The sequence below is a fragment of the Rhizobium sp. 05L429 genome, from assembly GCF_056397645.1.
Genome location: NZ_JBFTNV010000013.1, coordinates 138,361 through 150,762, shown reverse-complemented (window position 1 = coordinate 150,762; position 12,402 = coordinate 138,361). Strand labels below are relative to the sequence as shown.

Genomic DNA, 12,402 nt, shown 5'->3' with positions numbered 1-12,402 from the left:
CACCCACCGGAGATCAGGTCGAAAGAGACCTGCCGCCGACGGGATCGAAGAGATGCATGCGGTTCATGTTGAAGGAGAGCGGCATTTTCGTGCGTGGGCGCGGATCGCTCTCCGGATCGACGTTGGCGCACATGATGACTGAGCCGATGTCGAAGTAGATCATCGTTTCCGGACCCAGCGGCTCGACGAGATCAACATTCGCCTCGATGGTTTCAAAGCCGGGTTTCGGCGTCAGGCTCGATATCGATTCCGGGCGGATTCCGAAGACGACCGCCTCGCCGGCATGCGCCCGGTATTCCTGGGCGCGCGTGGCAGGGACCGCAAGCCGGCTACCGTCTTCCAGGACGACAACCAGCCCGTCGCCCTCAGCCTCAAGCGTTGCGTTGAGAAAATTCATGGATGGCGAGCCGATGAAGCCGGCCACGAACTGGCTGACAGGATGATGGTAAAGTTCCTGCGGTGGTCCGGCCTGTTCGATAATGCCGCCATTCATGACGACGACGCGATCGGCCATGGTCATGGCCTCAACCTGGTCGTGGGTGACATAGACAGTCGTGGTCGGCAGCAATTGATGCAGGCGCTTGATCTCGGTGCGCATCTGCACGCGCAGCTTGGCATCGAGGTTGGACAGTGGCTCGTCGAACAGGAAGACCTTGGGATTGCGCACGATGGCGCGCCCCATGGCCACACGCTGGCGCTGCCCACCCGAAAGCTGGCCGGGGCGCCGCGACAGAAGCTCGGTAATATGCAGGGTCTCGGCCGCGCGGCTGATGCGCTCGTCGATCTCCGCCTTCGGCAGTTTCTGCTGCTCAAGGCAGAAGGAGATGTTTTCGCGCACGCTCATGTGCGGATAGAGCGCGTAGTTCTGGAATACCATGGCAATGTCGCGCTTGCCGGGCCCAAGCCGGTTGACGACCTGATCTCCGATGACGATATCACCGCCGGTGATGTGCTCCAGGCCGGCGATCATGCGCAGCGTCGTCGATTTGCCACAGCCTGACGGGCCGACGAAGACAACGAATTCATTGTCCTCGATATTGAGGTTGATGCCCCGCACGGCTTCGTAGATGCCGTAGGATTTCACCACGTTGCGCAGTTCAAGGCGTGCCATTGTGATCTCCCTACTTTTCGTGCAGCCAGACAGCCATCGCGCCCGGCTCTCGGTTTGCCCAGAGATGGTAGGGGATCGCCCTGAACCGCGTCGTCTTCAGCGCCGGTGGCTGAGTGCGATAGAGCGTGTCCCGCCAGTCCGAAGCATCAGCTTCGAGCGCATCGCCTTCGAGAACCGTGGCGCCGCCGAGAAGCGTTGCGTCGAAGCTTGCGGCAATCTCGCCCTGTGAGGGCAGCCTCAGGCGCTGCGGCTCGGTGCCGAGATCGGCTTCCTCGACGCAGAAGATCACCGGCCCGCGCCGCAGCGCAAAGCGGCCGTTATCTTCGGTCGCGGCAGGATGGGCATAAAGGCGATCGATGGGCATGTCGAAGGCCAACCGAACCTCGTCGCCATCCTTCCATTCACGTGCGATGGCGGCATAGCCCTTGCTGACATCGAGCTTGATGGCCTCGCCATTGATGAAAGCCTCGGCATGGCGGCACCAGCCGGGAATGCGCAGGCGCAGCGTGAAACGCTTCGGCTGGTCAAGGCCGAGCGAAATTCTGACATCGCCATTCCACGGATATTCGGTGTTCTGCTTCAGGCGCAGGAAGGCGTTGTTGACCGAGAGCTCCGCGGCATTTTCACCGTAGAGATGGATCGCCACTTCATCAGCCTTGGTCGAGTAGAAATACTGGCCGAGCGAAGTGATGAAGCGGGCGATATTCGTCGGGCAGCAGGGGCAGTAATGCCATTTCCAGCGGCGGTTCTGGCCGTGGCTTTCGAGCACATTCTCATAGAAATAATGTTCGCCGTCGCGCGAGATGCCGGACAGCGCGCCGTTGTAGAGCACGGTTTCGAGCCTGTCGGTGAACTTGCTGTCGAGTTCGATCTGAGCCATGCGATGGCTGAAGAAACCGAGGGCTACCGCAGCACAGGTCTCGGCATAGGCAGTCTCATTCGGCAGGTCGTATTCGCGGGTGAAGCCTTCGTTGGAAGCCGAGGGACCGAGGCCGCCGGTGATATAGAGCTGGCGTCCCACCAGATTGTCGAACAGCCGGTCGCAGGCGCTCTTCAGGCTCTCGTCGTMATTCTCGAAGGCCAGATCGGCCATCGCCGAGAACAGATACATGGCGCGCACGGCATGACCTACGACCTGCGTTTGTTCACGAATCGGCATGTGTGCCTGGCTGTAGGCATAGGTCTGGAAGACGTAGCTGGCCGGATCGTCGCCGCGCTTGCGCGCCTCTTCGTCATAATAGGAGGGCATCTGGCCCCGCTCGTCGACGAAATAGGTAGCGAGCTTCAGGTGACGGGGATCCCTCGTCACCCGGTAGAGCTTGACCAGAGCCAGTTCGATTTCCTCATGGGCGTCGTAGCCACGCAACTTGCCCGGTTCGCTGCCGAAGGTGTCGATGATATGATCGACAGCGCGGATCATCACGTCGAGGAAACGGCGCTTGCCCGTCGCTTCGAAATAGGCGACGGCGCCTTCCAGAAGATGGCCCATCGAGTACATTTCGTGCAGGTCGCGCAGATTGGTCCAGCGCTTTTCCGGTTCGCGGCGGATGAACCAGCTGTTGAGATAGCCGTCGTCCATCTGGCCATGTTCGAGTTTCTCGACGATCGCGTCGATCTTTGCCTCGATGTCAGGGTTCGGATTATTCTTCAGCGTATAGCTTGCTGCCTCGATCCATTTGCCGAAATCGGAATCGAAGAAATGCTGCATAGACAGGCCGMTCGGCTGGATCGGCCGAGCCAGCGGCCCGGCCGGCTTGTCGAAATCAAGCACTTCGAGAAAGCCTTCCTCGTCGAGCCGCATGTGCTGCGTCGGGATGGTCACGTTGCGGACGGTCTCAGTCCAGCTCCTCCAGAAGCCGCCGTTGAAGATGACGCGCGTATGGTCGGCCGGCACGTAACGGTCGATCGGGGATCGTGATTGGGATTTCTGGGCGATGGGCATGGGAACTCCTTGAGCGGGCGGGCCGCGTCTCATTTCACGGCGCCGGCCGTCAGGCCGCGCACATAATAGCGTTGAAGAAGAAGGAAGAGGATGATGCAGGGGATCATGGTGACCACGATGCCGGCCTGCAGCGCGCCCCAGTCGATGATGCCGTAGAGGCCGGAGGACACGTTCACCAGCATGATCGGCAATGTGAACTTGTTCTGGTCCGACAGGAAGATAAGCGCGGCCAGGAACTCGTTCCACGAATTGAGGAAGGCAAACATCGCCACCGTTGCCACGCCGGGCAGCGCAATCGGCAGCATGATGCGGCGCAAAATCGTCGCCTGCGATGCCCCGTCGATGCGCGCAGCCTCGATCAGCGCCTTCGGCACGGCGTCAAAGGCATTGCGCATCATGAAGACGGAGAACGGCAGCTGGAAGGTGACGTAAATCAGCACCAGGCCGAACAGGTTGTTCTGCAGCCCGAGCAGTTTCAGGATCAGGAACAGCGGCGTCAGGATCGACTGGAACGGGATCATCATCGTCGCCATGATCAGCACGAAGAGGATCGACTGGCCCGGAAACCTGAACTTGGAGAAGCCGTAGCCGGCAGGCACGGAGACGATAATGGTCAGCAGGACAGTGCCGATCGCGATCATCACCGAATTGGCAGCATAGACATACCAGCCGGCGCCCACATTTTCGAGCCGCCGGTAGTTCTCCAGCGAGAAGGTCTTGGAAAACAGTGCGGCCGGGTTGGCAAGTGCTTCGGCCGCCGGCTTGAAGGAATTGGCGAGCGACCAGACGATCGGCATGATGAAGAAGATCGCAAGCAGGATCGATGCGAGCAGGAAGAGCAGATAGCCCGTCTGGCCACCGCGCGGATTGCTGTTTGTACTGGATTGCGTCGAGGTCATTAGCCTTCCTCCGGGCGCTCGCGCAACAGCACGAATTGAATGGCGCTGATGGCGACCAGCACGATCAGCAGCGCAAAGGAGAGCGCTGAGCCGTAGCCAAGCCGATAGGACGAGAAGGACGCCAGGTAGATCGAGAATACCGCCGAGATCGTGCTGTTTTCCGGCCCGCCCTGGGTGATGATGAAGAACTGGTCGAAGGCGAGCATGGAGGAGGTGACGTTGAGCACCAGCGCCAGTACCAGCGAATTGCGCATCAGCGGCAGGGTTATGCGGCGAAAGCGGCTGAAGACGCTGGCGCCATCGATCTTGGCGGCCTCGATGACATCGTTGGAGATGCCCTGCAGGCCGGTCAGCAGAATGACCATGGTAAAGCCGGCGGTCTTCCAGACGACCATGAGGATGATCACGGCCATCGCCGGCCAGAAGCTTTCGAGTGGGCGCGGAGCCGAGCTGATCAGGCCGATTCCGCGCAGTACCTGCGCGAAGACGCCGCTATCGGGATTGAGCAGCCACATCCAGAGTGTGGAGGCCGCGCCGAAGCCGATCACGACAGGCATGAAGAAAATCGTGCGGAAAAATCCTGCCGAGCGCAGCGGGCGATCGACGAGCAATGCCAGTGGAAAGGCCACCACGAAAATCGCGGTCGTCACCAGCACGGTATAAAGCATCGTGAAGCCAAGCGAATGCCAGAGCTGCATGTCGCCAAGGAGTTCGCTGTAATTGGCAAAGCCGATGAATTTTTTTCGGCCGAGCAGCGGCCAGTTGTAGAAGCTCATCCATATGGTCATGGCGAGCGGAATGAGAAACAGCACCAGGATGAAGAGGAAGCCGGGCAGGATGAAGGCCAGCCCCAGCCAGCCCTTCGGCTCCGGCTCCCCGGAGATCGGCTGTTTGGTATGAGTTGTCGGCGTGTCGACCACTATTTTTCCTCGAAGATTTCAAAACCGCGTGTCGGCAATCCGGGATGTGCGGGGCGGAAAACCGCCCCGCTTCAGATGCAGTTACGGATTGGTGCGGTCGAGGATCTTGGTGAAATCGTCCTGCGCCTTCTTGATCGAACCATCGACATCGTCGCCGAAGATCGTGCCCTGGATCAGGTTGAGGAACGGGCCCGTACGGCTGACGAAGAGCTCATCCGAGGAGAAGGTGTAGGGCGTGCGTGCCTTGGCCAGAATGTCGTAGGCAATGAGATTGCGCTGGTCGAACTTGGCATAGGCTTCCTTGGCAAGATCGGTGCGCGACGGCATGCCGGATTCCTGCGTGATGTAGACCTGCTGCTCGGGCTCCATGTAGAACTTGACGAAGTCGAGAGCGACCTTCTTCTTCTCTTCGCTGATGCCCTTGATGAGCGCTACCGTATCGCCGCCCGCAAAGCTCGATGCGCCGCCCTTCGGGCCCGGGATCGGGGCAACCGCGAACTTCACGTCGGGGTATTTGCTGGTCAGCAGGTTGACGATGTAGGAGCCGGTCATGAGGATGCCGACCTTGCCGGAGGCGAAGGCTTCGACTGCGTTGTTGCCATTGCCCGAACGCGAGGTCGGGTGGATGGCGCCTTCCTTCCACATGTCGCGATAGGCGGCAATAGTGTCGCGCATCGCCGGCGTATCGACGGTGGCAGTGCGGCCATCTTCGCTCAGTACGTCGGCATTGGCGGCCCACAGATGCGGCAGGAAGTCGTAGATCAGCCAGCTGCCTGAATTGGCGACGAAGTAGAAGCCGTAAGTTTCCTTGTCGAGCGCATGGATCTTCTTGGCATCAGCAGCGATCTCTTCGAGCGAGGCCGGTGCCTTATCCGGGTCAAGGCCAGCTTTCTTGAAGAGGTCGGTATTGTAGGCGATGATGGAGGCATCAGGCAGCGCCGGCACGCCGTAGACCTTGCCGTCATAGGTGGCGAGGCGGATGTGCGACGGGCTAAGTGCAGCCGCGTAAGGCAGACCCTTTACGAAATCGCTGATGTCTTCAAGGCTGTCATTGGCTGCAAAGGTCGGCAGGTAGATCAGATCGAGGACTGCACCATCAGGTGCAGCGCCGCCAGCGATTGCGGCGCCAAGCTTCGGCACCATCTGTTCAGCGGTGATCTGGGTGACATTGACCTTGTCGGAATGCGCGGCATTATACTTTTCGGCCAGGCCTTGAAGCACCGCGCCCGATGATGTCCGCACCCAGAGCGTGATTTCTTCGGCGCTGGCGAGAGAAGAGCTCGCCAGCAGCGCAACAGCGGCAATCGTGGTTTTCAAATGTAGCATGTGGGTTCCCCTTCTCTTATGCGAGGCTCCTCTGCCTCGAGACAAACACAACGTTAGATGAGAAAATTTTTCATGTCGACAGGCTGTATGCATCGAATGGCCATGTTTTTGTTAAAACCTTTTAGCAACTAAATTATTTCTGCTAAAAGGTTTTAACAAGTCAGTTGAATGGGTGCGAATTTGAAGGAATCGGGTGGCGGCCGGCATACGATCCGTGACGTGGCGAAGGCCGCGGGGGTGAGTATTTCAACGGCTTCGAACGCGCTGAACGGCACTGGAAGAACCAATGCCGAGACGCGCGAAAAGGTGAGGCGGATTGCCGAGGAGATCGGTTTTCGTCCGAATGCGCTCGCGCGTGGGTTGTTGACCAAGCGCAGCCATGCGATCGGCATGCTGACCAACGATACCTACGGGCGTCTGACACTGCCGATGGCGAGTGGCGTATCGGAAGTGCTGGTCGATCATGGCGTCTCGCTTTTCCTCTGCGCCACCAACAACGATCCGCGACTTGCGAAACTGCACCTCGAAGCGCTGCTCGACAGACAGGTCGACGGCATCATTTTCACCGCGACACGCATCGACCTGGAGCCGCCGCCAGAGCTGACCAGGCTGCGCATCCCGGTCGTCTATGTCTTCGCGCAAGGACCGCCGGACAGCGTCAGCTTCCATCCCGATGACGCACAGGGCGCGCGGCTTGCGGTCGAGCATCTCCAGGGTCTCGGCCGATCGCGTATCCTGCATATCACCGGCGAGCAGAATTATCGCGCCGCCTGCATTCGCGCCGAGGCCTACCGAGAGCTCGTCGGGCCGACGGCCGAGGTCATGTTCGGCGACTGGTCGGAAGAATGGGGGCACGCGGCGATCGAGACCGTCTTCGCGCGATCCGGGGCGAAACCGGATGCGATCTTCTGCGGCAGCGACGAGATCGCCCGCGGCGTCATCGATGCGCTGCGCGACAGAAATATTTCGATCCCCGGCGACGTCGCAGTCGTGGGTTTCGATAATTGGGAAGTCGTCTCACGGCAGACGCGTCCGCCCCTGACGACTGTTGACATGGAGCTCAAGGAACTCGGTCACCGGGCAGGGCTCGCGATCCTCGGCCTGTCGAAAGGCGAGAAGGTCGATCCAGGCGTCGAGAGATTACCCTGTACGCTCGTCTATCGCCGTTCTGCCGGGCAAGCGGATTAGAGCCGAGCCTTTAACGGATTACGTGCTGCCGCGGTACGGCGACCACGATCGGGCGTTTAACCGCGTACTGCCTGATCGGCTGTGTTCTCGATGCCCGTCTTGTTTTCAGCCTCACGCGGCTTCAGCGCTTTCGTCAAACACAGGGCGGCAATGATGACCGGCAGGCAGACGAGATAGGAGACCCTGATGCCCGCATGCTCGGCAACGAAGCCGAGCAGTGGCGGCGCCAGGAAGAACACGACGAAGGACATTTGCCCGAGGGCCGCGACATTGAGATGGGCCGGGCGATCGGTCCGCTGCGCTGCTGCGGAAACCGCCAGAGGGTAGACCGCGCTGCAGCCGCCGCCCATCAGCGCAAAGCCGAACAGCGCCACATAAGGGTGCGGCGCAAGCCATACGGCGCAGAGGCCCGCCACTGAGAAAACCAGCAGAAAAGTGGCTACGGCGCGCGCGCCAAACCGGTCGACGAGCGGATCGACGAATAGGCGAGCCACGGCCATGAAGAAGGTGAACAGCGTCAGCCCAAGGCCGCCGATAAAAGGTTCCACTGCGAAGGCGTCGCGCATGTAGATCGCCGACCAGTCGATGCCGGCGCCTTCCACCAGAAAGGCGGCAATGCCAATTACGCAGAGCGGCATGAGCCCCCAGGTCGGCAGCGCTATGCTCGGTCCTTCCACATGCTCGAGCCCGGCGCGGGCCGGTGCGTTCTTCATACCTGAGATGACAACCGTGCCGACAATCAAAACGAAGACTAAGGTCAGCGCAAGATGTAGTTGCATGGGCACGCCGGCCTGACGAACGGCCGAGGAGACGAGAGCGGTCAGGAAGAATCCAAGGCTCCAAAAGCCGTGTGCCCTGTTCATCACACCCCGCCCGAGCTGGGCTTCGATGCGGTCGATCTCGACATTGAGATTGATCTCCAGCGCTCCCGCCAGCAAGCCCTCACAGAGAAGAATGAAGAAGACCAGCCAAGCGGCATTGGCCCAGGGGATGGTTGCCAGCAGAGCGGAGGTGCCGAGTACCGTCAGGAATGCTGTCTTGCGCGCCCCGACCCGAGCGATGAGCGGCGACGCGAAGGTCAGGGAAATAAGCGCACCGATCGCCGCGCCGATCAGCGTGAGGCCGAGTTCGGACTTGTTGACACCCAAAGCGTCCTGAAGATCGGGCAATCGTGAGAGCAGCGCGCCCATCGAGATGGCGAAGAGAAAGAAGCAGATATAGATCCGATGTTGCGGCTGGATATGCATTCGATCGCTCCGGGATGGGATCGGTTGGGATTTTGACCTCAATCGCAACGATGGCGAAAAAGACAATTTCGAGTGGCATTTCCGAGATATATGTTGTTAGCGGCAACCGCAACAACAACCTTAACTGGTTCTCGACCGCCCCTCGGAATGTGTTCTGGTGGCCGCGGGCTTGGACAGCAAACTATCGTATATCTGATCTTCCGCCGTGTATGGATTTAGCTTGGTTGCATCGTAGCGAGCCCCACAGGAGAAAGATACGATGCTCAAGTCCATGACCATTGCCGTGCTGGCGCTGACCCTTGCTACAGCCCCGGCCATCGCGGCCCAGCAGGCCCACAACGCCAAGATCACAGTCGTCTTCGATCATGAATTACCGAATGTCCCAGGCAAAAGCATGCGCGGCGTCCTCGTCGAATATGGACCAGGTGGATATAATCCGGCGCACACCCATGCGAAGAGCGCCTTCATCTACGCCACGGTCATCGAAGGCGAAATCAGAAGCAAGGTGAACGACGGCAAAGAAAAGGTCTTCAAGACCGGTGAGAACTGGATCGAAGTGCCTGGCGATCATCACCTGGTGAGCGCGAATGCCAGCAAGACGAAGCCGGCAAAAATTCTGGCCGTATTCGTCGTCGATACCAAGGAAATGGAGCTGACAACCGCCGATCCTTGATCGCGAAGCTGATACGATGAGCGGGAAGGGGTGTTGACTCATCACCTTCCCGTATTTTCGGTTTTTTACAACGCCCTTCGTTGTCGCTCGGCGATGGAGGCGGGATTACGGCCGACCGGGCCTCGCGGGAACGGAAGCCACCAACCGCGCAAATGCCGCTTGAGATCGCACACCTGTCCTGGGCAGAAGCCTTGCCGTATGCGTTTCGACCGTGTTGGGAGAAAGGGCAAGGACTCTTGCGGTCTCCGGAACCGAGCATCTTCTGCCGACGAGCACAGCAACCTTCGTTTCCGCAACGGTCAGGCTAAAGAGGCTGCGAAGCTGTTCCGCCTGCSCGTGGCCCCGGCTTTCCGCATCGACGATCTGAAGAAGCACGCGGACGCCGGAATCTGTCGAATCCCAGGCGACGAGAGAATTTGGCGGCAGGGGAGTTACCTGTGCGAGATAGGGCGGCAGGCCTGACGGACGGTGGATCTGGATCGCCCCGTGCAATTGCGTGGGTTCCGCTTGCGACTTCGACGGCTTGCCGTATCGCCTGTGCCAGGGCCTTGGAACTGCTGGAAACGCTCGTCAGCGCCGAACGTTCATGCTTGTTGATGGAGAGACCGTTGCCCCCTTAAGGTGGCGGTTTCGAAATCAACAGGACAGCAAATGATCAGCAGCCTATATGAGAGCTTGGTCGTTTTTCCACGGCCAACGCCGCATTGGCAGCGAGATAACCTATGAGTTGTTTGGATAATATTGACTATTCAAAATTAAGTAAAAAACAAGTTTTTCCCTCAAGGATTAGGCTATTCGACGCATGAGGGAATAATATGAGTGAAGAGCAGATTAAGCGGCCGATTTGGATCCGCATCACAGCCTACGGGTTCGCCGCCGTTTTGTTTGCAAGCGTGGCAATCGGTGGTCTTGCCTGGTATCGCCAGAACGTGATGAGCGATCAATCGCTTCAGAAGGAGCTCTCGGCGGACCTGCACGTGATCCAGGCGGACATGGAGGCTCAGAAGCGGGCGGCAGCCGGGCTTGCGGTAGCCCTTGCCGGTGAGCCTGAAACTGCTGATCTGATTGCCAAGAATGATCGAGCAGCCATCCTGGCAAAATACACGGCCAGCCTGCCGGCAATTAAGGTGCAAGGTCTTCAGCTCATTACCTTCAGCAATTCCGACGGGTCCGCGGTCGCACGTATCCATTCGCCCGATACCTTCGGCGACGACCTCAAGGGACGTCGCAAGATGATCGTTGCGGCGCTGACGCAGGGCAAACTGAATGCCGGCATCGAACCTGGACGCACCGCGGTCAGCATGTTTGCCTCGGCACCAGTCATCAAGGACGGCAAGACTGTCGGTGTCGTCGATGTCGGCACGTCGCTCACGAATGACTATTTTGCTCCCCTGGCAAATGCCGTCGATGCAGAAGTTGCGGTCCATATCCTGCAGGACGGGAAATTTGTGCCGCAGGCTTCGACCTTCGGCGACAAGACGATCCTCACTCAGGAGCAATTGCAAGAGGGTTTCAACGGCGACCGCGTCCGAGTCCATGCTTCTCTCGGCGGCAAGGATTATGAAGTTGCCGCCATTCCCTTCGAAGATTTCTCCGGCCGCAAGATCGGTGTTTTTGAAATCGGCTCCGATGTGACGGAGATCGTGGAAGCATCGCAGCAGGCGCTCTGGATGGCGGCGATCGGCGCAGTTGTCGTTTCGCTCATTTCACTGCTCGGTTTCCTCGTCTTTGCGCGTTCGATTGCGTCGGTCATGAAGAAGACGACCGGCACAATGGCACGTCTGGCCGCAGGCGATATCAATGTCGAGGTCGAAGGTCAGGCCCGACCTGACGAAATCGGCGCAATGGCCCGTGCCGTGCAGGTCTTCAAGCAGAATGCGATCGAGCGGGTTCGCCTCGAGCAGGAGGCAGAAGCCAATCGCAGCATGAGCGAAAGAGAGCAGATCGAGCGCGAGAAGGAAAAGGCGAAGGATGCTGCCGATGTCCAGTTTGCCGTCGACAATCTCGCTGCCGGCTTGTCGAAGCTCGCCGACGGCGATGTGTCCTACCGGATCGCGCAGCCCTTTGTCACAAGACTCGATGGCGTGCGCAGCGACTTCAATGACTCCGCCGACAAGCTGCAATCTGCGTTGAACCGGGTATCGCAGAATGCTCGCGGCATCGATTCGGGAGCAAACGAGATCAAGTCGGCTGCCGACGATCTCGCCAAGCGCACAGAGCAGCAGGCGGCAGCACTCGAAGAGACGGCTGCGGCTCTCGAAGAAATCACCACGACCGTCAAGGGTTCCAGCAAGCGCGCCCAAGATGTAGGTCAGCTCGTGGCGCGTGCCAAGACCGGCGCCGAACATTCCGGCGAGGTGGTCCGCAAGGCCGTGCTCGCCATGGAGCAGATCTCCAAGTCTTCCGGTGAAATCGGCAACATCATCGGCGTCATCGACGATATCGCCTTCCAGACGAACCTGCTGGCGCTCAATGCCGGTGTTGAAGCAGCCCGCGCCGGCGAAGCGGGTAAAGGCTTTGCCGTCGTCGCGCAGGAAGTCCGTGAACTGGCACAGCGCTCCGCAACGGCTGCCAGAGAGATCAAGGATCTGATCACGGCCTCGAATGCGCAGGTCCATGCAGGCGTGCAGCTGGTCGACGATACCGGCAAGGCGCTTCAGGCGATCGTTTCGGAGGTTCAGGAAATCAACCGCCATATCGCTGCGATCGTCGAAGCATCGCAGGAGCAGTCGTTGGGCCTCGACCAGATCAACACCGCCGTCAATCAGATGGATCAGGATACGCAGAAGAACGCTGCCATGGTCGAAGAGTCGACCGCTGCAAGCTACAATCTTGCGAAGGAGGTTGCATCGCTCAACCAGCTTCTGGCTCAGTTCAAACTGAACGATGCAGGCTATGCTTCGCATTCCGCGCCTGTTCGTGGCGCCGGGCGAAACGATGCGCCGGCGCCGTCACCCGCCCGGGCGCTCGGCCGCAAGATTGCCTCCGCATTCTCGGGAAATGCCGCACTCGATACGAAGGGCGGCAACTGGGAAGAGTTCTGAGGTTCGACCCGTCAAAGCAAGCTACGGTGCGGCGTCATCGCCGCACCGTTTT

The 12,402-nt window shown here is 59.5% G+C and carries 9 protein-coding genes; 3 read left to right on the top strand and 6 right to left on the bottom strand.

The features are described from left to right. Positions 1-13 precede the first annotated feature (13 nt). The 5 genes from AC1DNW_RS16085 to AC1DNW_RS16065 form a co-directional block, all read right to left on the bottom strand. Positions 14-1,111: a sn-glycerol-3-phosphate ABC transporter ATP-binding protein UgpC gene (locus tag AC1DNW_RS16085; RefSeq protein WP_113507074.1), complete on the bottom strand. Its 1,098-nt coding sequence runs from the start codon at positions 1,109-1,111 to the stop codon at positions 14-16. Between the two features lie 10 nt (positions 1,112-1,121). Further along, positions 1,122-3,053, bottom strand: a complete 1,932-nt coding sequence (locus AC1DNW_RS16080; RefSeq protein ID WP_477853540.1) for a glycoside hydrolase family 127 protein — start codon at positions 3,051-3,053, stop codon at positions 1,122-1,124. A gap of 29 nt (positions 3,054-3,082) precedes the next feature. Continuing rightward, complete coding sequence (locus tag AC1DNW_RS16075) at positions 3,083-3,952, bottom strand: carbohydrate ABC transporter permease (protein ID WP_113296571.1); 870 nt, start codon at positions 3,950-3,952, stop codon at positions 3,083-3,085. Continuing rightward, entirely contained in the window at positions 3,952-4,872 is a 921-nt protein-coding gene (locus AC1DNW_RS16070) for a carbohydrate ABC transporter permease (protein WP_477853538.1), read from the bottom strand. Before AC1DNW_RS16070 ends, AC1DNW_RS16075 begins: the two co-directional genes overlap by 1 nt. Before the next feature lie 81 nt (positions 4,873-4,953). Further along, complete coding sequence (locus AC1DNW_RS16065; RefSeq protein ID WP_477853536.1) at positions 4,954-6,198, bottom strand: ABC transporter substrate-binding protein; 1,245 nt, start codon at positions 6,196-6,198, stop codon at positions 4,954-4,956. 168 nt (positions 6,199-6,366) lie between these two features. Between AC1DNW_RS16065 and AC1DNW_RS16060 the strand changes: the two genes are divergently transcribed. Further along, complete coding sequence (locus AC1DNW_RS16060) at positions 6,367-7,386, top strand: LacI family DNA-binding transcriptional regulator (protein WP_477853534.1); 1,020 nt, start codon at positions 6,367-6,369, stop codon at positions 7,384-7,386. Between the two features lie 56 nt (positions 7,387-7,442). On the opposite strand, the gene AC1DNW_RS16055 is transcribed toward AC1DNW_RS16060, so the two are convergent. Next, positions 7,443-8,633 (bottom strand): MFS transporter, encoded by a 1,191-nt coding sequence (locus AC1DNW_RS16055; protein ID WP_477853532.1) that lies wholly within the window; start codon positions 8,631-8,633, stop codon positions 7,443-7,445. Positions 8,634-8,892: 259 nt separating this feature from the next. Between AC1DNW_RS16055 and AC1DNW_RS16050 the strand changes: the two genes are divergently transcribed. Together AC1DNW_RS16050 and AC1DNW_RS16045 are read left to right on the top strand one after the other, a co-directional pair. Then, positions 8,893-9,306, top strand: coding sequence for a cupin domain-containing protein (locus tag AC1DNW_RS16050; protein WP_113296567.1), 414 nt, complete (start codon positions 8,893-8,895; stop codon positions 9,304-9,306). 815 nt (positions 9,307-10,121) lie between these two features. Further along, positions 10,122-12,350, top strand: a complete 2,229-nt coding sequence (locus tag AC1DNW_RS16045; protein ID WP_113307539.1) for a methyl-accepting chemotaxis protein — start codon at positions 10,122-10,124, stop codon at positions 12,348-12,350. Positions 12,351-12,402: the final 52 nt, after the last annotated feature.